Below are 20,536 nucleotides of genomic sequence, written 5' to 3' on the forward strand. Positions count from 1 at the left end.
CCCGGCAGGAGTCCTGCCGGGCGGGCCGCCCCAGTTCTCGTCATCGACGGCGCTCGCCGATCAACGCACGCCCACGCGGTTGGCCACCGGACGGCCGCCCGCCGCCGGCCTCGCCGCCACCGGGCGTCCCGCGGCCGGGCGCGCACCGGGCGCCGCCGGCGCCCTGCCCTGCTGCGCCGGCAGGCCGTTCTGCACGTCCATCACGGCGTGCGCCACCATGCCGCCCAGCGGGTCGTACCGGATCAGGTCCCGCAGCCGGGACCGCGAGGACCGGCCCTCGTTGCCCGGGTACAGGTGCTTGCCCAGGCCCACCGCGTGCGCGAGCGCCGCCAGCGCGGCCGTCCGCGGGTCCGGTGGGACACCGGTGCGGATCGCGGTGTCCAGGCGCTGCTTGATCGCGGCATTGGTGCAGTCGTCCGACGCCTGGTACCGCGTCGTCGGCAGCACCCCGCACACCTGGCCCGCCACCGCCGTCACCATGCCGCACCGCTCCAGGTGCGCCAGGTACGTCTGACGGAGGCCCAGCCGCGGCCCGCCGATCCAGTGCGCGGCCCGGACCGGGCTGCCGCGCCGTCGCAGCAGCTCCAGTGCGTGGTCGAGGGTCGGGTCACCGGTCGGCCGCGCCAGTACCACGGCGATCCGGTCCCCGTCCGGGGCTATGCGTCCGGCCAGGGACAGCTCGACCAGCTGTGCCCCGGCGAGTCCGAGGTCGAGGGTCTGCGGCTGCGCGGTGGTACCCGTGGCCGGGTCCAGTGCGAGCAGCAACAGCTCCTCGGGAATAGTTCTGCGGCTCCTGCCCATCCAAGCCTCCCCGCGTGGATGACAGACAGCGTGACGCCTCTCACACGGGCTTGTCGAGTACGCCTCCGAATCGTGACCTTGCCCCTGCAGGCTGGAACCGGGCCCCTCGGAGGCCGCGTCTGAGCCGGGGACGGGCCGGACGGGGAGAATAACGCCCGGTCGGGCGGGGTCTGCACACCCGCCGAGCCGCGGGTGGCGGAGACTGTACAGATATCCCGGCGGGAGGTGAACCCGTCGGAAAATCGGATCGGCGCGGCAGGCGGCCGGGATGAGGAGGATGGGTCAGTGGGCGAGTCCCCGGACACAGGGCAGCGCGACGGGGCGGCACAGCCGGTGACCGAGGCGGATTCCGCCGCCGGCCGTCCCGCCGGCCCCGCGGCCGCAGCGGCCGACGCCAAGGGCGCGGCGAAGGGCGCCGGGGTGTCCGCCGACCCGGCCGACGCCCCCGCACCCGCCGACGAGGACGCGGACGAGGCGCCCGCAGAGCCGTCCGAGGCCGACGACACGCCCGAAGCCGCTCCCGAGTCCGCCGCCGAATCCGCGACCGATCCCAAGGACGGTCCCGACGCCGATTCCGATTCCGAGTCCGATTCCGATTCGGAGCCCGAGGCCGAGTCCGAGTCCGGGCCCGAGGCCGACGGGGACGCCGGGACGGACCGCGATGCCGCGGCCGCCGAGGACGAGAGCAAGGACGAGGACGGGGACGACGACGGGGACGCCCCGGTCGAGGGTCCGGCCGGGTCCACCGTGCACCTGCGTGTCCGTACCGTGGACAACGCCACCCGGGCGCTGCGACTGCCCGTGGACAACGCCACGACCGCCCTGCGGCTCCCCGACGAGGTCCGCCGGCCGGCCGCCGCGGCCGCCCCCGCCGGTGCCGCGCCGAAGTCCGAGAAGCCCGGGGAGGCGGAGCGGACCGACAAGCCCGACGAGCGTCCGGAGACCGGCGGCACCACCGCGCCCGCCGCGCCGACCGGGCCCGTCGACCAGGCCACCACCGCACTCCGCCTGCCCCCGGAGCTGCGGAAGCCGGCCCCCGGGAAGGCCGCCGACGCCACCCCGGTGGACGACCGGACCACCGCCCTGCGCATCCCGGCCGAGGCCCGCAAGGCGGCCCCGGCCGCCCCCGCCGGCGCCTCCGCGCTCTCCGCCGCGGGCACCGCCGCCAAGGACGGCCCCAAGGCGGCGGGCGCCGACCCGCGTCTCGCCATGCGGGACAGCCGCGCGGTCGCCGGAGCCGGCCTGAAGACCGGCCCCAAGCCGTCCGGCGGCACCGTCCCCGAGCCCGCTCCCGTCCCGGAGCCGCACCCGAGTCCCGAACCGGAGCCCGAGCCCGAGCCGCGCCCGGCCCCGCCGCGCCCGCAGCCCCTGCCGACGCCGCCCCCGGCCCCCGAGCCGCTGCCCGTTCCCGACCCGGCACCCGTGCCGCTGCCGGAGAACACCATCGAGGCGATGGAGGTGCTGGCCACCCTCAGCGCCCGCCCCGACACCCCGCTGCGCCGCGCCGCCAGGCGCTCCGTGATCTGGGGCGTGTTCCTGGCGTTCGTCCTCGGCATCGTCGTCGTCGCCCAGCTGCTGCGGCCGCTGCCCTCCCCGACGACCGCCCTCGCCCTGCCGACCACCTACACCTTCGGCGGCGACCAGCTGAAGGTGGACTGGCCGGCCAAGGGCCAGTCCGCCGCCGCGGTGATCGGTGTCGGGCCGGTCGGCACCTCCGGCGACCAGACGCCGGTCTCCATCGCCTCGGTCACCAAGGTGATGAACGCCTACCTCATCCTCAAGGACCACCCGCTCAAGAAGGGCGAGAACGGTCCCGACATCACCGTCGACAAGGCCGCCGCCACGGAGTCCACCGACACCGACCAGTCCCGGGCCAAGCTGACCGAGGGCCAGCAGCTCAGCCAGTACCAGGCGCTGGAACTGCTGATGCTGCCGTCGGCCAACAACGTCGCCCGGCTGCTCGCCCGCTGGGACGCCGGCTCCGAGGACGCGTTCGTCAAGAAGATGAACGCCCAGGCCGCGGAGTTCGGGATGGCCAACACCGTGTACGCCGACCCGGCCGGGTACAACGAGAACACCAAGAGCACCGCGAGCGACCAGCTCAAGCTCGCCGAGCAGGTCATGAAGGACGACGTCTTCCGGCAGATCGTCGCCGAGCCGGAGATGCGCTACAACGGCCTCGCCATCTCCAACACCAACAAGCTGGTGTGGAGCGAGCGCGGCAGCGTCATCGGCGTGAAGACCGGCTCGTCCACCGCCGCCCAGTCCGCGCTGATGTGGGCCGCGGTCAAGGAGATCGGCGGCGTCAAGCGGACCATCATCGGCGTCACGCTCCGCCAGCCCGCCGTCGCCGGGGTCGACCTCGCGGTGGTCGCCCAGGCGCCCAGCCTCAAGATCATCAAGTCGGTGCAGAACGGCCTGAACGGCCAGACCCTGGCCACCAAGGGGCAGGTCGTCGGCCACGTCGACGACGGCCTCGGCGGCACCGTCCCGATCGTCGCCGGCAAGGACCTCACCGTCGCCGGCTGGGCGGGCATCACCGCCCAGCTCGACCTGGACGCCGTCAAGCTCCGCCACAGCGAGAAGGCCGGCACCCAGGTCGGCACCCTCTCCGCCGGCGAGGGCGAGGGCCGGATCGAGGTGCCGGTCACCCTCCAGCGCGACCTCGCGCCGCCGTCCATCATGTCCCGGCTGCTGCGCCTGCTCTGACCGGGCGCCCCGCCCGGGCAGCCCTCGACGGCCCCGCCGCTCCCACCCCGCCAGGGGCAGGGCGCGGCGGGGCCGTCAGCCGTCCGGGCCGCCGCCCGGCCCGGCCGGGGCCACGCCGTCCTGCGCCGGCGGCCGCCGGCCCGCCGCGGGTCCCGGTCCGTTGTCCGGCGCCCGCACCGGGGCGGCCGACACGGCGCCGCCGGGCCCGTCCGGACCGTCCCGACCGTCCCGGTCCCCGGGCTCCCCGGGCTCCTCGGGAATGCCGAGCAGCCGCGCCACCGGCGGCTCCTCGGCGAGCACCCGGCCCAGCATGACCGCCAGCGTGATCGCGGTGAACAGCACGATCAGCCAGGACAGCGCGGTCAGCACCGCCCCGTACGAGCCGAACCGCCCCACACTCTCCGAGACCGCCCGCGGCAGGTACACCTCGGCGACGGCGCCGACGCCCAGCACGGCCACCCCGCACAGCAGCGCCCCGGGCAGCAGCGGGCGCCAGCCCACCCGGCCGGCCAGCAGCAGGTGCTGCGTCCACCACCAGAGCGCCGTGGTCGCCGCGAAGGTCAGCGGCAGCCCGAGCCAGCGGCCCAGGCCGAACCCGTCGTGCAGCGGATGCTGGAAGATCAGCGCCACCAGCCACACCAGCAGCCACAGCACCCAGCGGCCGATCGCCACCCGGCCGCCGGCCCGCGGCAGGTCCCAGCAGCGTTCGAAGACCCGCTGCAGCGCCCGGCTCATCGCGGTCGCCGACAGCAGCGTCACCAGCGCGCCGAAGGCGCCGATGCCCTGCGCGACGTCGTCCTCCCCGGGCGACATCAGCTGCTGGACCTGGGCGTCCGTGACGCCCCTCAGCCCCAGCTGCTCGCGCATCGAGGAGACGATGCCGTCCTTCACCGACGCGGGGGCGAACACCGCCACCACGAAGAGCGCGGGCAGGGCGCTCAGGAAGGCCTGTGCGGCCAATCGGGTGGAGTTGTCGAGCAGGTTCACCCGGATCATCTGGTGCAGCGCGCGGCCCACCAGGGGGATGCGATCGGGCAGGCCGCGCACCGTGACGGCCAGGGCCGACGCCCTGGCGCGCAGTCCCGGCTGCTGCGGCTCGGTCACTGCGGCTCCTTCCGCGGGGGCACGAGGTGCGCCGCCCGAGCCCCATGCTCGCCCGGGCGGCGGCCGTGCGCACCCGCGGTGTCAGCCGTTCTTCGCCGTACCGGGCCTGGTGGACCCGCCGGTCAGCTTGCCGAGGCGGTCGGTGAGGCCCCAGCCGGTGACGCGGAGGAGGGCCTCGAAGACGATGTTGCGGCTCATCTTGGAGGCGCCGTGCTCGCGTTCGACGAAGGTGATCGGGACCTCGGCGACCTTGAAGCCGGCCTTCACGGTGCGCCAGGCGAGGTCGACCTGGAAGCAGTAGCCGGCGGAGGCGACCTCGTCCATGCCGATGCCGAGGAGGGTCTCCTTGCGGAAGGCGCGGTAGCCGCCGGTGACGTCCTTGATCGGGACGCCGAGCATGAGGCGGGAGTAGAGGGAGCCGCCGCGGGAGATGAGCAGGCGGGACTTGGGCCAGTTGACGACCTCGCCGCCGGGGACCCAGCGGGAGCCGAGGACGAGGTCGGCGCCGCGCAGGGCGGTGAGCAGGCGGGGGAGTTCCTCGGGCTGGTGGGAGCCGTCGGCGTCCATCTCGACGAGAACGGCGTAGCCCTCGTCGATGCCCCAGCGGAAGCCGGCGAGGTAGGCGGCGCCGAGGCCCTCCTTGCCCTTGCGGTGCAGGACGCGGATGTGGGCGTCGTCGGCGGCGAGCTTGTCGGCGAGGTCGCCGGTGCCGTCCGGGCTGTTGTCGTCCGCGACCAGGACGTGCGCCTCGGGGACCGCGGCACGGACCCGGGAGACGATCCGCTCGATGTTCTCGGCCTCGTTGTAGGTCGGGATGATCACCAGCACCTTGCCGAGATCGGCGAAGGTGGTCTCCTCAGCGGCAGTCACGTCTGAGCCTTTCACGTCGTCGGCGGTGTCGACCGCCGGTCCTGGGGGCGGGCGGCTGCCGTGCGGCGGCAGCGGGCCCCGTCGTCCGGAGGACGGGCCGGAGCCGGCCGGGCACGGGCCCGTCCGCAGCGCCCGAGCCCGTGCACCGGGATGTTCCGGTACGGATCGGCCCCCGTGCCGATGGTAACGACCGGGACCTCGCTCCCGTCACCCGCGCAGGTGGCGGCCACCGGCACCCGGCCCGCGCCGCACGGCCCGGCGGCACCCGGTCCGGCCGAATACACCGGAGATCTCCGCGGGCAGGATCCGCTAGTCTGTCTGCGGTCGGCCGAACGCCCCGCCCCGCGCGGAACCCTCGGCAGGCACCCGCCTCAGTAGCTCAGGGGATAGAGCACGGCTCTCCTAAAGCCGGTGTCGCAGGTTCGAATCCTGCCTGGGGCACAGCACCGAAAACGAGAAAAGGCCCAGGCCAGAGGGAATGTCCCTCCGACCTGGGCCTCTGTCGTGCCACGCCGTCGGACGCGTACTCAGAGCACGCCCACCAGCACGATGACCAGGGCGGGCAGCGCGATGAAGACGCTGTCGAGGCAGACGGCGAGGACCCGCCGGCGCTCGGAGGCGACGCGGGCGAGGTTCTCGGCGCAGTACAGCGGTACGGGGCGCAGGAGGGGGGATCACGTAGATCGCTGTGAGCACCTGATGAGGCGCACGCGGCTGAGCGCCGTAGGTACGGATCGTCGGGGTCGCGGGTCGGGGCTCCCGCCCGACCAGGGGGAAGAACGTCCCGAGGGCCGGCTCGCGAGGCTGAACCTCGGGAGCCGGCCCTTGCGTGCCGGGATCGGGCGGAGCGGACCGAGTCACAGGTGCCGGCGCGTTCCGACGGAGCGCGGCCGGGGGCTCGCCGCCGGGGAGGTGCCCGGCAGCCGCCGTCCGGGCAGGGCAGGGCAGCGCGCGGTCGGCGGTTACTGCCCGGCGGTGCGCCAGGTCCCGGTGGACCAGACGGCGTCGCTCGGGTTGGAGCCGTCGTGGCGGTAGATGACGAAGTTGCCGTCGTCCTGGAGATCCGCGTGGGCGCCCGAGTTGTTGTAGGTGTGCGAGCTCCACACCTCCATCGACCAGTTGCTGCGGAGGACCAGGTTGCCGTCGCTCTGCATCCAGGCGCTCACCTCGGGCTTGCGGTACGTGTGGCTGCTCCACAGCGCGGCGCCGTCCCGCTTGCGGTAGAGGACCATGTTGCCGTCGAGCTGCAGCACCAGCCAGGCCTCGGCCGACTGCATCCACTCGCCGGGCGTCAGGATGTTCGCCGAGCAGAGCTTGGGAATCATGTTCACCGTGACGGTGTGCCAGATCGGAAAGACGTAGCCCGCGGTGCTGACGCCGAAGTCGCCGTCCCGGAACAGGTAGGCGTGCATGCCGGGGTGGCCCCAGGTGCGGGTGGACCACAGGGCGTCGCGCGTGTTGGTGCTGCCCTGGCGGTAGATGACGAAGTTGCCGTCGGTCTGCATGACCGCGTGGGCGCCCCAGTTGCCCCAGGTGCCGGAGCTCCAGAGCGGCGGGCCCTGGTGCCCGTCGGGCGTCATCAGGTAGGTGACCAGGTTGCCGTCCCACTGCATCACCGTGCTGACGCCGGGGACGCTCAGGCGCTGGCCGGGGGAGAGCTCCTGGCCCGGGCTCACGCCGGCGGTGGTGTCCCAGGCGACGCCGGTGGTGGTGCAGGGCGTGTTGGCCGGCGCGAGCGCCGGGGCGGCACCGGCCGACGGGGCGCCGGTGGCGAGTGCTGCCGCGGCGAGCAGTGCGACAACGGAGCGTTGGATGAAGCGGCTTGGCATGCGGAAGATCCACCCCTTGTTGGTCCGCCGAGCAGATGCGCGGCGGCCCTTTCTACACCCGGGGGTAACGGCCGCCGGCGGCGGGTCCCCGCCCGGCGAGCGGCGCCGGTGGTACTGCTCCGCGCCGCCGATCGCCTGCTCCCGGTCCGGCTCACCATCGGTGTGGTTGACGGTCCGTCGGTGTACGGTCGGCGACCGGAGGCGGCTTCGCAGTACGGGCCGCCCGGCGGCCGTGGCCGAGGGAGTGGCGTGGACGGGACGATCGGGGCGGGCGGGGGAGCGGACGCCGAGATCCGGGCCCTGTCGGCGAGTCTGCACGGGCAGCGGCGGCATGTGCTGGGGATCCTCGGCGGGCTGGATGCCGACGCGCTGCGGCGGCCGGTGCTGCCGTCCGGGTGGAGCTGCCTGGGCCTCGTCCGGCATCTCGCGCTGGACGTCGAGCGGTTCTGGTTCCGGGCGGTGGTCGCCGGGGACGCGGTGGTGATCGCCTCGCTGGAGGGGGCCGAGGACGCCTGGCAGGTGGGGCCGGAGGTGCCGGTGGCGGAGGTGCTCGACGCCTACCGGCGCGAGGCCGGGCTCGCCGACGCCGTCGTGGCGGCCTCGGCGCCGGACGCGCCCCTGGCGTGGTGGCCCCGTCGGCTCTTCGGGGAGCCGCACCTGCACACGCTCCGGGACGTCCTGCTGCACGTGATCACGGAGACCGCCTGCCACGCGGGCCACCTCGACGCGGCGCGCGAACTCCTCGACGGACGGCGCTGGCTCGTCCTGCCCTGACGACCGGCCCCGGGCCCCGGGCCGGCGGCCGGTCGGGGCGGTGCCGGGACGCCGACGGGGGGGGGGGGGGGGGGGCCCGGGGGGGGGGGGGGGGGCCCGCGGGGGGGGGCGGGGGGGGCCGGGCCCCCCCCCGCCGGGGCCCCGCCCCGCGCTGAGCCCACCCGCCCCAGGGCCTTTGCGACAGGTGTCCGGCCGGACGTCAGCCGGTGTAGTAGCCGGTGATGTCGGCGACCAGGTCGATGTCGCCGGCCCGGTTGTACAGCGAGACCTTCCCGTCCTTCACCGGGACGACCACCAGATTGGGGATCACCTGCCCGGCGGTGAAGTTGAGGTTGGAGACCACCGGCCGGGTGGTGCCGGCCGGGTAGACGGTGACGAACCCGCTCGAGGTCGGCTGGACGGCGGTCACGTTGAGGACCACCGCCGTGACGCCGTTGAGCGGCAGGCCCGCCCGGCCGGCGACCGTCAGGTCCATCGAGCTGTCGCCGTGCAGCCGGGCCGCCTTGCCGGTGGGCGTGCCGACGCCGGTACGGGTGTCCAGCAGGCGGCTCGGGCCGGTGCCGATGAACTTCGAGGTGGCGTCGGGCGCGTAGTAGCCGGTGATGTCGGCCAGCAGGTCGACCGTCCCGGCCCGGTTGTAGAGGTTCACCTTGCCGTCGGAGACCGGCACGATCACCTGGTTGGGGATGGTCTGCCCGGCGGTGAAGTTCAGGTTGGAGACCACCGGGAGGTCGCTGCCGTGCGGGTACACGGTGACGAAGCCGGCCGCGGTCGGGTTGACCGCGGTGACGTTCAGCACCACACCGGTGGCGTTCGCCGGCACGCCGTCCAGCGTCAGGGTCAGCGTGCTGTCCGGGTTGACCTTGGCCTGGGGGGCGCCGAGGCCGATGCGGGTGTCGAGCAGGCGGTTCGGCGTCACGGTGGCCAGCGCGGCCGCGGCGTCGGGTGCGTAGTAGCCGGTGATGTCGGCCAGCAGGTCGACGGTGCCGGCGCGGTTGTACAGCCGCACGCTGCCGTTCACGACCGGGACCACCACCAGGTTGGGGATGGTCTGCCCGGCGGTGAAGTTCAGGTTCGACGAGGCCGGCCGCGGCTGGCCGTCCGGGTAGACCGTCACGAAGCCGGCCGCGGTCGGGTTGACCGCCGTGACGTTGAGGATCACCGCGGTGGCGTTGGCCGGGACGCCGCCGGCGCCGCCGGTGACCGGGAGGGTGATCGAACTGTCCGTGCCGACCTTGGCCTTCGCGGCCCCCAGACCGGACCGGGTGTCCAGCAGGCGCTTCGGCGTCACCGGGGCGTACCCGCTCGGCGCGGGGGTGGTCGCGGTGACCAGGTCGACGTCGGTGGACTTCAGGAACGCCAGCCGGTGGTTGTACCGGATCGGGTAGTAGGTGTCGGTGCCGACCACCAGGGTGCGGTCGTTCGGCGCGTCACCGTTGATGTTCTGCGCGTAGTAGAAGTCGCCGGCGAGCGCCTGGTCGCTGCCGGGCAGGTAGCCCTGGCCGGCCGGGACGGTGGCGGTGTACGGCGCCGGCGTCAGGTTGGTGGTGTCGATCGCCGGGTACGGCGCGTAGGCGGTGAGCTCCGGGTAGGACCGACCGTAGACCGGGATGGAGGTCTGCCCGGCCTTGGGCACCAGGACGGTCTGGCCGGCGCGGTTGTCCGCGGCGGCGCTCTGGCCGTTCGGGTTGTAGAACCAGGCCTTCACGCTGTCGTACCAGATCGCCGTCCAGTCGCCCTGCTGGTCGGCGACGACGTAGCTGGTGCCCGCGACCGCCTTGGCCTTCCAGTTGGCGGCCTGCGTGGTGCCGCCGTTGATCAGGGCGGCGCCGGCGTTCGGCGCGGTGCGCAGGTAGACGAAGTTCTCCGGGCGGGCGGCGGTGTTGTCGACCGGGGGAGTGTTGGTGGAGTCGAAGGCCGGCGCGATGGTGACCTTGCCGCCGACCAGGATCGGGCCGCCGGTGCTGGCCCGGACGGGCGCGCCGATCAGGTCCATGTAGTGGTTCCAGTCCCAGAACGTGCCCGGGTCCCAGTGCATGCCGGCGATGTCCGACTGGCGCGGGCCGGGGACGTCGTCGTGGCCGATGATGTGCTGCCGGTCGAGCGGCACGCCGAACCGGTCGGCCAGGTAGCGGGTGAGCGCCGCGGAGGACTGGTACAGCTGCTCCGAGTACCAGGTCGCGTTGTTGCTCGGGAACGCGTAGCCCTCGTGCTCGATCCCGATGCTGTGCATGTTGACGGTCTTGTTGCCGGCGTGCCAGGCCATGTTCTTGGTGTTCACCAGCTGCGTCACGTGGCCGTCCGAGGACCGGATGATGTAGTGCGCGCTGGCCTGGGTGGCCGGCTTCTGGAAGGTGGCGATCGAACCGTCGAAGCCGCCCTCGGTGTCGTGGATGACGATGTACTCGATCTTGTCGCCGTCGCTCGGACGGTCGGCGATCGTGTAGTTGCCGTAGGACGTCGGGTCGGACGTGTCGGTCAGCGCGTACGCGGCCGGCTTGAAGTCGCAGGAGAGGCTGGTCGGGCACTCGACGGGGTGCGGCTCGTCGGCCAGCAGGCTCCCGACGGCGGGGGCGGTGGTGAACGCCGCCTGGACGGCCGTCCGCGTGCCGGTGGCCGTGTGCGACGAGGCGCCCGTGCTGCCGGTGGTGCCCGTGCCGGCGGTGCCGGTGGTCCCCGTCGTGCTGCGGCCGGTGGTCGAGCCCGTGGTCGTGGAGCCGGTGGGCTTGCCGGACTTGGTACCCGTCCGGCCGGTCCTGCCGCTGCCCGCGGGGCGCTTCACCGTGATCACGGGGGCGCCGAGCGGGACGGGGGTCTGGCCGTCCGCCGAGCTGAGCCGCAGCGCGGCCCGGTCGCCGGCCTTGACCGCGGGGGCGGCCGCCAGCGTCACCAGCTGGCCGTCGGTGGTCGTCCGGCTCGCGCCCACCTGGACGGTGCCGAGCACGCGGTCGGCGAAGTCGTTGCCGCCCGAGTCCGCCGGGGACTGGCTGAACCGGGACACCGCCGAGTACCAGGCCGCCGGGTCGCCCGACAGAGGCTTGCCGGCAGCCTTCTGGTACTCGACCAGCAGGGCGGCGGCGCCGCGGATGCTCTGGGCCGGGTCCGACTTGAGCTTGTCAGCGGGCTTGTCGATCAGCTTGGCGGCCTGGTCCAGCGTGTGCAGGGCAGGGCTGTCCTCGACCTGGACCGGGGGCGCGTCCTTGCGCACGGGGGCGTCGTCGCCGCGGCCGTCCACCTCGGGGCCGGGACCGGCGTCGATGGCCTTCGCCACCGCAGCGGGGTCGACCTGGGTCAGGCCCATGACGCTGTAGTTGCCGGTGGTGCTCGGCTCGCCGTGGTGCGACTCCCAGCGGGACTGCTGGTACGACAGGGCCAGCAGCACGCTCTCGGGCACGTGGAACTCGCCCGCCGCAGCGGCGAACTCGCGCTGCAGCTGGTCGGAACCGACCGCACTCGCCGGGGTGGTGTTGGCTCCGGCCAGCAGCGCGAACCCCGTCGCGGACGCGGCGACGGCAGCCGTTATCGCCAGCGGTATCCGCAGCTTGTGGGTTCTGCGGTGAGCGGCGCCCGTGGAGCCGTGCCCGGCTCTGTGTGTGTCGGTCAACGGATTCAGCTGGCCTTTCCCGTGTCCTGGACCGGATCGAGCCGGTCGGGCTCTGAAGCGTCCGGCGGCACGGGGCGCACGACGGCGGACCGGTGGTGCGCACGCCCGTCACACGGCGGCGACGAGAAGCTAGCACCCGGTGGAGCGTGCACGGTCCAGCGGGGTCGGTCTCCCGGCGAATCGCGCCGGAAGATCACCGGGACGGGCTGACGGGGTGTCACGGAAGGGCGAACGACGGGGGTCGCGCAGCAGGTCAGAGGCCTGCCCGCCGGGAGTGGCCGCGGTGGATCGAACGGTGGCCGAGAGCAGTGCGGGGCCGGCCCGACGGGCCGGCCCCGGGTGGTCCGGCGGCGGTGTTCCAGGGCTTGTCGGACAAGCTCTAGCGGCGGTGCTTGCCGTTGCCCGTGGCGGGCGCCGGCTCGGGGTAGGGGATGCGCAGCTTGCGGGCGAGCGGGGCGACCGCGCTGCCGGCGCCGAACGGCCGCGCCAGGGCGAACAGGGACAGCAGGACGACGAGCGAACCGACCGCCAGTCCGACGGTGTTGCTCACCAGGCCGTAGCCCATGGCGTCGTTGATCCGCCCGCCGAGCCAGACCGCCGCGACCGCGCCGGGGACGCAGGCCGCCGCCAGCGAGATGTGCAGCGCGAGCACCGAGCCGCCGTCCAGGCCGCTGCGCGGCCGGCCGCGGCGGAGGGTGAGCTGCATCGTCGCGTCGGGGGCCTGCTGCTGGGTCTCGGCGGCGGGCGCCGGGCGGCGCAGCTTGCGGCCGAGGGCCCAGCCGGTGATGGCGACGCTGGTCAGGCAGGCCACGCTCTGGGCGGCGGCCATGCCGATGATGATCCAGCGCGGGCCGAGCAGCAGGTACGCGGCGCAGGACAGGCCCGCGTTGACGCCCGTGGTGACGGTGGTGAGCCAGAACGGCGTCCTGGCGTCGCCCATCGCGTAGAAGCCGCGGGCGAGCGCGTACTGCGCGCAGAACGCCGGAAGGCCGATCGCGAAGGCCATCAGGGTCTGCGCGATGATCCACGTCGCGGTGGGCGTGGTCATGCCGTGGCCGTACGCGATGGCGGTGATCTGCGGGGCCAGCGCGATGAAGAGGACCGAGGCGACGATGATCATCGCGGCGGAGGAGCGCAGCATACCCGCGAGGTCGGAGCCGATCTCGGACAGCCGTCCGGCGGTCGCGGACCGGGTCATCCCGGGGAGCAGGGCCGTCACCAGGGAGATGGTGATGACGCCCTGCGGCACCACGAAGAGCTGGTAGGCGCTGTTGTAGCCGGCGACGCCCAGGCCCATGTTCTTGAGGCCGCTGTTGTCGGCGAGGGTGCCGGCCCGGGCGGTGAGCTGGGAGATCACGGCGAACGAGAGCTGGGTGACGACCACCAGGAGCAGGGCCCAGCTGGCGGCCCGGAGCGGCTTGGTGAGCCCGGCGCCGCGCCAGTCGAACCGCGGGCGCCAGCGGAAGCCGGACGAGCGCAGCGAGGGCAGCAGGCCGAGCGCCTGCACCACGATGCCCAGCGTGCTGCCCACGCCCAGCAGCATGGTCTGGCCCGAGGTCATGTCCCCGGCCGTCCTGGCGTCGGCGCCGATGGCGATGTAGAGGCCGAAGACACCGATCGCCACGACGTTGTTGAGGACGGGCGTCCACATCATCGCGCCGAAGCGGTCGCGGGAGTTGAGCACCTGGCCGAGCAGCGTGAAGACGCCGTAGAAGAAGATCTGCGGCAGGCAGTACCGGGCGAAGGCGATGGTGAGGTCGCGCTGCGGGCCGTCCGGGTAGCCGGAGTAGAAGTCGGCGATGGCCGGTGCGGCGAGCCAGGCACCGATGGTCAGCACCACCAGGATGACGGCGCACAGGGTGAGCAGGCGATCGGTGTAGGCGACGCCGCCGTCCTTGTGCGTCTGCGCGGCGTGGACCAGCTCCGGCACGAAGACCGAGGCCAGCACACCGCCCATCAGCATCATGTAGACCACGTTGGGCAGCGAGTTGCCGATGTTGAAGGCATCGCTGACCTGGCTGGTGCCGAGTGCGGCGAGGATCATCGCGCTGCGCACGAAGCCCAGGGCGCGCGAGGCGAGTGTGCCGAGCGCCATGATCAGGCCGTTGCGGCCGGTCGAGGCCGCGGGCTTGGCGGGCTGCGCCGTCTCCTCCTGGCGCTGGGCCGGTACGGAGGGTGCGGGCTGGTGCGGCGCCTGTCCCGGTACGGGCGGCTGGCCGGGCGCCTGTGACTGGCCGGGGATCTGCGGCTGACCGGCCACCGGCGGCTGCGCGGGCTGCGGCCCGTCCGCGTGCGGCGGCTGCCCGGGGATCTTGCGCAGCGCCATGGTGGGCGGGTCGGCGTACGCGTACGAGTCGGAGGACTCGTCCGTCGTGTGCATGGTCATCGGACCCCCGTCACTCGGTGCCTGGGCGGTGGGGCTGCGGGGCCTCCGCGCAGGCGCGCCCAGCCGGAGAAGTCTGCCGCACGGCGGCACTGGCTGGGGAGCCCGGTGTCGCGGGGGACAGCTCTCCGTGAACGGAGGATATCGGGGCATCGCAGGGCCCTGGAGGGGCAAGCGTGGGGGATCGTGATGATCTGTCCGGTTATGTCCGCCTGTTGATCGGTCCGTTCGGGTTCAACAATCACCGATGCACTCCCTCCCTTCGATGGATGCCCCGTCATGACGTGTGACCTTTCTCACTGCACGTCAGTCATTCCGGTTGCGGCGGGCTCGTGCGATGGCGCGGGCAATGCCCGCCGGGTCCGTCGCGCGGGCGGCGTCAGCCGCGGCGGCGGCGGACGGACGCCCCGCCGGTGCTCCCGCCGCCGCTCCCGCGGTCGCCGTTCCCGTCCTCGCGCCCGCCCCCGGGGTTCGTCCCGGCGCCGCCCCCGGCGTCGTCGTTCTCGCCGGGCCGATCGTCGAGGTGGTCGTCGGGGCCGTCGTCGGGGCCGTCGTCCTCCGGACCGGCGTCGTCGGGGCCGTCGCCGACCGGTCGCGGGCCGCCTCCGCGGACCAGCACGCGCTGCACCCGGGGCCGGGTCCGCCGGTCCACCGTCACCAGGTCGCGGACCAGTGCGCCCGGCCGCCACAGCTCCACCGCCGCAGTGATCAGCCCCAGCGTCGCGACGGCGCCCAGCCAGCCCGCCACCACGTCGCTGGGCCAGTGCACACCCAGCGCGATCCTCGTCCAGCCGACGGCGAGGACGGCGATCGCGGCCGTGGTGCAGGAGCCGATCCGCAGTGCCCGCCCCGCCACCGGCCAGATCAGCGCGGCCAGCGCCCCGCAGGTGATGGCGGAGGCCATGGCGTGCCCCGACGGGAAGGAGCCGCCGCTCGCGTGCGACACCGGATCGGCGAAGTGCGGCCGCGGCCGGCCGATCACACCCTTGAGCGCCCAGTTGGCGGCCCAGCCGAGCAGGGCCTGGGCCGCCGCCCAGAGGGCGAGGACCCGGGCGCCGACGGCCCAGAGCCAGGCGGCCACGGCGAGCAGCGCCACGCGCATGGTGACCGTGCCGCCGATGTCGGCGAGCGTCTGCATGGAGGCCGTCCAGGCCGTGTGCTGCCGCGCGTAGCGGTGCAGGGCGTCGTCCCAGTGGTGGTCGAGGCGGGCCAGCGGGCCCCACCGGAACTCCACCAGGGCGAGCAGCCCGAGGAACAGGGCCGTGCCGATGCCCCCCACCAGGGCGTACCGGGTCAGTCGCCGGTGGGTGGCGACGGCGGTGGCGGCTGATGGGTGCATGGCCTTCACCTTCCCAGGGGGAGCCCTCCGGGCGGCCCTCGCGGGATAGCGATTCGGCATCTTTTGTGCGGAGAGGGTGCGATCGGCCGGTGTTGTTCGTTGGAAGAGATGGCGGACGGCCCGGCGGAGCACTTCCAGCCGGAGTGTGTCCGCCCGGTGACGCACCGTCCATCATCGCGGGGAAAGTCGGCAGGATACTGCATCGCGCGAGAAAATCTGAGCGTGTTGGGAATGTTGTCCCATTTCTGTGCGTTGGATCGTTACGTGTGAGCCTCCAGGAGGCCCGCATCTCTATGAGCAGCGCAGCCCCGCGCGGGCGTCGCCGCCAAACCCGGCAATCCAGCAAGGGAGCAAGCATGGCCACCCGTGCCGTCGTTCGCGACAAGGCCGACCGGACGCGCTCGGCCCGCCCGACCAACCTCGAGGCCGACCGCGACCTTGTCGGCATGTACCTGGACGAGATCGCCCGGACTCCGCTGCTCGACGCCGCCGAGGAGGTCGAGCTCTCGCTGCGGATCGAGGCGGGCGTGTACGCCCAGCACCTGCTGGACGAGGACGAACTGCCCGAGGGTGTCACGCGTGAGGAGCTGGAGGCGATAGCCGAGGACGCGGAGCGCGCCAAGGACGTCTTCATCAGGTCCAACCTCCGGTTGGTGGTCGCGGTGGCCCGCCGGTACCCGCGCAGCGGGCTCCCCCTGCTGGACCTCATCCAGGAGGGCAATGCGGGCCTGGTCAGGGCGGTCGAGAAGTTCGACTACGCGAAGGGCTTCAAGTTCTCCACGTACGCGACGTGGTGGATCAGGCAGGCGATCACCCGGTCCATCGCCGACCAGTCGCGCACCATCCGGCTGCCCGTGCACCTGGTGGAGGAGCTCGGACGGATCCGCCGGGTGCAGCGCGAGAAGGCCAAGGAGCTGGGCAGGGAGCCCGACCCGGCCGAGATCGCGGCCGAGTTGGACACCACCGAGGAGCGCATCAAGGACGTGCTGGACTGGGCGCGCGACCCGGTCAGCCTCAACATGGCGGTCGACGACGAGGGCGAGACCCAGTTCGGCGACCTGGTGGAGGACACCGGCGCCGTCTCGCCGGAGGACGCCGTGATGGTCATGCTGCGCCGTGAGGAGCTGGACGACCTGATCGGTCGGCTCGACGACCGCACGGCGTCGATCATCCGGTCCCGGTACGGGATGGAGGACGGCCGCGAGCGGACGCTCACCGAGGTGGGCAAGCAGCACGGCCTCACCCGCGAGCGGATCCGCCAGATCGAGAAGCACGCACTGGCCGAGCTGAAGAAGATCGCCGACCACGCGGGCTTCGAGGCGGCCTGACGGTGCTGCCGGCGGCCCGGTACGGACCTTCCGTGCCGGGCCTTCGGCATGCGGCGGGCCCTGGGTCCGCTCCCTCGGACCTAGGCTGGTCATGAGGCCGTGGTGGGACAGCAGTGGGACAGCAGGAGGACGAACGATGGGTGAGCAGGACGCGGAACGGCCCGGGGAGGCCGGAGCGGCCGACGGCGCCGGGCAGCCGGAGAACGCGGGTGCGGAGCCGAAGCGGGCCGCCGCGAAGCTGGTCTTCACGGACCCGCTCGAGCGGCAGACCAGCGACGACACGGACAGCGGCTGGGGCGAGCGCCCCGGCGGCCAGGGGTCGGGCGGCCGTGGCCTCGACTGGTACCTGAGCCAGCGCCCGCCGCACCACGGCGGCTAGGACACGGCCCTGGGGCGCGGCCCTGGGGCGCACCGCCGCGACACGGCCCCGTGCCGGTCAGTGCACGGGCGGGGCGCCGTCCGGGCAGCGCGGCCCGGTGAGCGGCTCGGACGCCGCGGCGGGAGCGGCGGTCGGCGGGGGCGGGCCGGGCCGCAGCGGACCGGCGGTGAGCGCGGTGGCCGCGGCCAGCAGCCCGGCCGCGATGAATCCGGGTCGGTGCCGGACGGCCTGCTGGAGGCGGTGCCGCCCGCCGGACCCGCGCCGGATCGGCGGGAAGCCCGGCACCTGCCGGCGGGGCGGCACACCCGGCGGGGGCGGGGTCGCGCAGCCTCCGGCCCTCAACGGTGCGAACGGGGCGGTGGGGGCGAGGCGGTGCGCGGCGCCGCCGCTACCGGGCCGGTGGGTCTCCATCGGATCTGCCTTCCGTTGGATCGTTCTCGACGGCGCCCGGACGGGCGCCGCGCGATCAGGATCCGACGCAGCCCGTGCACACGCGGCGGCGCCCGAAAACCTGTGGATAACCCCGGCCTGTGGACAACCCGTGTCACCCGCAAGGGGCACGGAAGGGGAAGCCGGACCCGCCGAGCCCGTTCAGGGGCCCGGAGAGCCCGAAGCCCGGAGAGCCGGAAGCCCGGAGAGCCGGAAGCCCGGGACCGCCCCCGCAGGGGTGGGGTACCGGGCTTCCGCAGCGTGGAGCGGTGTGTCAGCTCGCGGCCGGGGCCGAGGCCGTCGAGGACGACGAGCCCGAGGACGACGGGGCGGACGACGCCGAGGCCGGGGCCGACGCAGCGGAGGACGAGGCGGACGAACCCGCGCCGACCGAGCTGCTGGAGGAGGACCGGCTGTCGGTGCGGTAGAAGCCCGAGCCCTTGAAGACCACGCCCACGGCAGAGAAGACCTTGCGGAGCTTTCCCTGGCATTCGGGGCACGTGGTCAGCGCCTCGTCGGTGAACTTCTGCACCGCCTCCAGGCCGCTGCCGCACTCGGTGCACTGGTACTGGTACGTGGGCACTTGCTTCCTCCTGGCACTCTCGCCTGATGAGTGCTAACGATCGTCCATGATGCGGTATTCCGCTGGAACAGTCCAGCGATGCCGGGTGTGAGATGGCTCAGCCCCGTGTCGCCCCGGCGCCCACCAGCTCGGCCGCCGCGCCCGCGGGGGCCGGTGCCCCGGCGTCGGGGCGGTGTGCGGCCGCGGCGGTCGCCCGCCGGCCACCACCGTGCCCGGCGACGGCGCTCTGCGGTGCGGCGTCCGGCGCGTCGCCGTCCGTCCGCGGGGCGACCAGCAGCCGGCGCAGCGCCACCAGGCCGATCAGGCCGAGGCCGGCGCCCGCCACCGGCACCAGGAAGCCCGCGGAGGGGCCGCCCGCGTCGATGAGCTGCCCCGCCACGGTCGAGCCGACGGCCAGGCCGAGGCCGATCGCGCCGGTCAGCCAGGTGAAGGCCTCGGTCTTGGCGCCGTCCGCGACCAGGGTCTCCACCAGGGTGTAGCCGGTGATCAGGGTCGGCGCGATGGCCAGGCCGCAGAACAGGCCGGCCACGGCCAGGGCGGTCAGGTTCGGCATCGCCCAGAGCGTCGAGCAGCCGAGCACCAGCAGCGCGTAGCAGCCGAGCATCCGGCTGCGGGCCGAGCGGCGCCAGGCGACCAGGCCGTACAGCACGCCGGCCAGCATGGAGCCGCCCGCGAAGACGCCGTAGACGGTGCCGCTGGCACCGGCCCGGCCCACGGACTCGGCGAACGCGGTCACCGAGACCTGCATGGCGCCGAAGACCGTGCCCACGCCGAGGAAGGCGGCGGCGAGCAGCCGGACGCCCGGGGAGGCGAGGGCGGACGGCCCGCGGGTGCCCGCCGTGCGCGGGTGCCGGACGGGGGCGGTGCCGCGCTGGGCGGCGAAGGCCAGGCCGCCGGCGACGGTCAGTGCGGCCTCCGCGATCAGGCCGGCCGCCGGGGTGACGGTGGTGGCGATCGCGGTGGCCAGCACCGGGCCGACCACGAAGGTGAACTCGTCGGTCACCGACTCGAAGGCGAACGCGGTGTTCAGGGTGGACGGGGAGTCCGAGAGCCGGGAGACCCAGCGGGCCCGGACCATGGCGCCGATCTGCGGCACGCTGGCGCCGGCCGGCGCGGCGGCGGCGAACAGCGCCCAGACCGGGGCGTGGCCCAGGGCCAGCGCGATCAGGGCGCCCACCGACACCGCGTGCACCGCGACGCTGGGCAGCAGCACGGCGGCCTGCCCGTACCGGTCGGCGAGCCGTCCGGTCTGCGGGCCGACCAGGGCCTGGGCGACGGCGGAGACCGCGGCGACGGCGCCGGCGGTGCCGTACGAGCCGTGGGTGTCCAGCACCAGCAGCACGATGCCCAGGCTGAGCATGGCGTACGGCAGGCGGGCCGCGAACGCGGGGACCAGGAACGTCCAGGCGCCGGGGGTCCGCAGCAGGGTCCCGTAGCCGACCCGGGCGGGTGCGGCGGGCGCCGCGGGCGCGGCGTCGGGACCGGATGCGGCAGGCCTGGGGAGGCCGGGCGCGGAGGGCATGGGGCTGTCGACCGTTCGGCGGGCCGTCACGGTCGGTCCTTCCTGCTGCCTGGTAGCGCGCCGGGGTGCGGGTGGTCCCCGACGGCGCCGAGAGTCGTCCTCTCGCGCGTCGACCGGGGTAGATACCGGGTCCGGGGCCGGCCCGCGGGGTGGAAGCGGGGGGCCGGCATCAGGCTGTGTGCTGCGGACCGCGGCCGCCGAGCGGTCGCGCCAACTCTGCATCAGGCAGATGTTGCGGGTTCGTGCAATGCGGATGGTGCAGGTACGGATGATCCGTATCGATCGATTGTACGGCAGATAGCGCAATCCGTCTGTTGATGCAAGGTGAACGTCGCGCGGATCACAGGGTGCGAAGGCGCCCGCGGGCCGCGCCGGGCGGCTACCGCCCGTGCAGCCAGCCGGCGAGCTTGCCGCCCCGGTCGACGGCGCGCAGCCGGCGCTCGGCCGCGTCGCCGACCTCCTCGGTGGTGACCACCAGGAGCTCGTCGCCGGCCCGCAGGATGGTGGTCCGGTCGGGGACGAAACTGCTGCCCTCGCGGACCACGAGCGTCACGGCCGCGCCCTTGGGCAGGCGGAGCTCGCCGACCTCGACGCCGGACATCCGGGAGCCGGGGGCGAGCGAGACGGACAGCAGGTGGCCGTGGAGCTTCTCCAGCGGCGCGGACTCGATGCCGAGGTCCTGGCCCAGGTCGCCCTCGCCGATCCGCAGCCACCGGGCGACCAGCGGCAGGGTCGGCCCCTGGAGCAGGGTGAAGACCACGACCAGCAGGAAGACGATGTTGAAGACCTCCTGGGCCCGCGGTGCGGCGGCCACCAGCGGGATGGTGGCCAGCACGATCGGTACCGCGCCGCGCAGCCCGGCCCAGCTGAGCAGCGCCTGCT

15 protein-coding genes and 1 tRNA gene are annotated in these 20,536 nt (G+C 74.0%); 5 read left to right on the forward strand and 11 right to left on the reverse strand.

The features are described 5' to 3' along the window. Positions 1 to 60: 60 nt before the first annotated feature. Positions 61 to 801: a GPP34 family phosphoprotein gene (locus ACFV0G_RS14515; RefSeq protein ID WP_380546464.1), complete on the reverse strand. Its 741-nt coding sequence runs from the start codon at positions 799 to 801 to the stop codon at positions 61 to 63. Positions 802 to 1,134: 333 nt separating this feature from the next. On the opposite strand from ACFV0G_RS14515, the gene ACFV0G_RS14520 reads away from it, so the two are divergent. After that, positions 1,135 to 3,510, forward strand: coding sequence for a D-alanyl-D-alanine carboxypeptidase (locus ACFV0G_RS14520; protein ID WP_380546466.1), 2,376 nt, complete (start codon positions 1,135 to 1,137; stop codon positions 3,508 to 3,510). Between the two features lie 75 nt (positions 3,511 to 3,585). Here ACFV0G_RS14520 and ACFV0G_RS14525 read toward each other — a convergent pair whose 3' ends face one another. Next, positions 3,586 to 4,614 carry a YhjD/YihY/BrkB family envelope integrity protein gene (locus tag ACFV0G_RS14525; protein WP_380546468.1) on the reverse strand — a complete coding sequence of 343 codons (1,029 nt, stop codon included), beginning with the start codon at positions 4,612 to 4,614 and terminating at the stop codon, positions 3,586 to 3,588. Positions 4,615 to 4,695: 81 nt separating this feature from the next. Continuing rightward, positions 4,696 to 5,484, reverse strand: a complete 789-nt coding sequence (locus ACFV0G_RS14530) for a polyprenol monophosphomannose synthase (protein ID WP_380546470.1) — start codon at positions 5,482 to 5,484, stop codon at positions 4,696 to 4,698. Between the two features lie 368 nt (positions 5,485 to 5,852). Here ACFV0G_RS14530 and ACFV0G_RS14535 point away from each other — a divergent pair. Beyond that, a tRNA-Arg gene (locus ACFV0G_RS14535) sits at positions 5,853 to 5,925 on the forward strand. A 521-nt stretch (positions 5,926 to 6,446) separates the two neighbouring features. Here ACFV0G_RS14535 and ACFV0G_RS14540 read toward each other — a convergent pair. Then, on the reverse strand, positions 6,447 to 7,313 hold the full coding sequence (locus tag ACFV0G_RS14540; protein WP_380546472.1) for a hypothetical protein: 867 nt from the start codon (positions 7,311 to 7,313) through the stop codon (positions 6,447 to 6,449). 249 nt (positions 7,314 to 7,562) lie between these two features. Between ACFV0G_RS14540 and ACFV0G_RS14545 the strand changes: the two genes are divergently transcribed. After that, a complete protein-coding gene (locus ACFV0G_RS14545; RefSeq protein WP_380546474.1) occupies positions 7,563 to 8,087 on the forward strand; it encodes a DinB family protein in 525 nt (174 codons plus the stop codon). Positions 8,088 to 8,286: 199 nt separating this feature from the next. On the opposite strand, the gene ACFV0G_RS14550 is transcribed toward ACFV0G_RS14545, so the two are convergent. The 3 genes from ACFV0G_RS14550 to ACFV0G_RS14560 all read right to left on the reverse strand — a co-directional run bounded on the left by ACFV0G_RS14550 (position 8,287) and on the right by ACFV0G_RS14560 (position 15,413). After that, positions 8,287 to 11,691 carry an N-acetylmuramoyl-L-alanine amidase gene (locus ACFV0G_RS14550; protein WP_380546476.1) on the reverse strand — a complete coding sequence of 1,135 codons (3,405 nt, stop codon included), beginning with the start codon at positions 11,689 to 11,691 and terminating at the stop codon, positions 8,287 to 8,289. Between the two features lie 379 nt (positions 11,692 to 12,070). Then, on the reverse strand, positions 12,071 to 14,077 hold the full coding sequence (gene murJ / locus ACFV0G_RS14555; RefSeq protein WP_380546478.1) for a murein biosynthesis integral membrane protein MurJ: 2,007 nt from the start codon (positions 14,075 to 14,077) through the stop codon (positions 12,071 to 12,073). 376 nt (positions 14,078 to 14,453) lie between these two features. Beyond that, positions 14,454 to 15,413 carry a phosphatase PAP2 family protein gene (locus ACFV0G_RS14560; protein WP_380546480.1) on the reverse strand — a complete coding sequence of 320 codons (960 nt, stop codon included), beginning with the start codon at positions 15,411 to 15,413 and terminating at the stop codon, positions 14,454 to 14,456. A gap of 356 nt (positions 15,414 to 15,769) precedes the next feature. On the opposite strand from ACFV0G_RS14560, the gene ACFV0G_RS14565 reads away from it, so the two are divergent. Together ACFV0G_RS14565 and ACFV0G_RS14570 are read left to right on the forward strand one after the other, a co-directional pair. Beyond that, positions 15,770 to 16,741, forward strand: a complete 972-nt coding sequence (locus ACFV0G_RS14565; protein ID WP_380546482.1) for an RNA polymerase sigma factor RpoD/SigA — start codon at positions 15,770 to 15,772, stop codon at positions 16,739 to 16,741. Positions 16,742 to 16,877: 136 nt separating this feature from the next. After that, the gene (locus tag ACFV0G_RS14570; protein ID WP_380546484.1) at positions 16,878 to 17,120 is read left to right on the forward strand and encodes a hypothetical protein; all 243 of its coding nucleotides are present in this window, start codon (positions 16,878 to 16,880) and stop codon (positions 17,118 to 17,120) included. Positions 17,121 to 17,177: 57 nt separating this feature from the next. On the opposite strand, the gene ACFV0G_RS14575 is transcribed toward ACFV0G_RS14570, so the two are convergent. The 4 genes from ACFV0G_RS14575 to ACFV0G_RS14590 all read right to left on the reverse strand — a co-directional run. After that, on the reverse strand, positions 17,178 to 17,531 hold the full coding sequence (locus tag ACFV0G_RS14575; RefSeq protein ID WP_380546486.1) for a hypothetical protein: 354 nt from the start codon (positions 17,529 to 17,531) through the stop codon (positions 17,178 to 17,180). A gap of 292 nt (positions 17,532 to 17,823) precedes the next feature. Then, positions 17,824 to 18,132, reverse strand: a complete 309-nt coding sequence (locus tag ACFV0G_RS14580) for an FmdB family zinc ribbon protein (RefSeq protein ID WP_380546488.1) — start codon at positions 18,130 to 18,132, stop codon at positions 17,824 to 17,826. Between the two features lie 97 nt (positions 18,133 to 18,229). Further along, positions 18,230 to 19,654 carry an MFS transporter gene (locus ACFV0G_RS14585; RefSeq protein ID WP_380546492.1) on the reverse strand — a complete coding sequence of 475 codons (1,425 nt, stop codon included), beginning with the start codon at positions 19,652 to 19,654 and terminating at the stop codon, positions 18,230 to 18,232. 379 nt (positions 19,655 to 20,033) lie between these two features. Next, positions 20,034 to 20,536: TrkA C-terminal domain-containing protein (locus tag ACFV0G_RS14590; RefSeq protein WP_380546490.1), on the reverse strand; the 503-nt coding region annotated here is incomplete at its 5' end.

Source organism: Kitasatospora sp. NPDC059571, from assembly GCF_042735675.1.
Taxonomy (GTDB): domain Bacteria; phylum Actinomycetota; class Actinomycetes; order Streptomycetales; family Streptomycetaceae; genus Kitasatospora.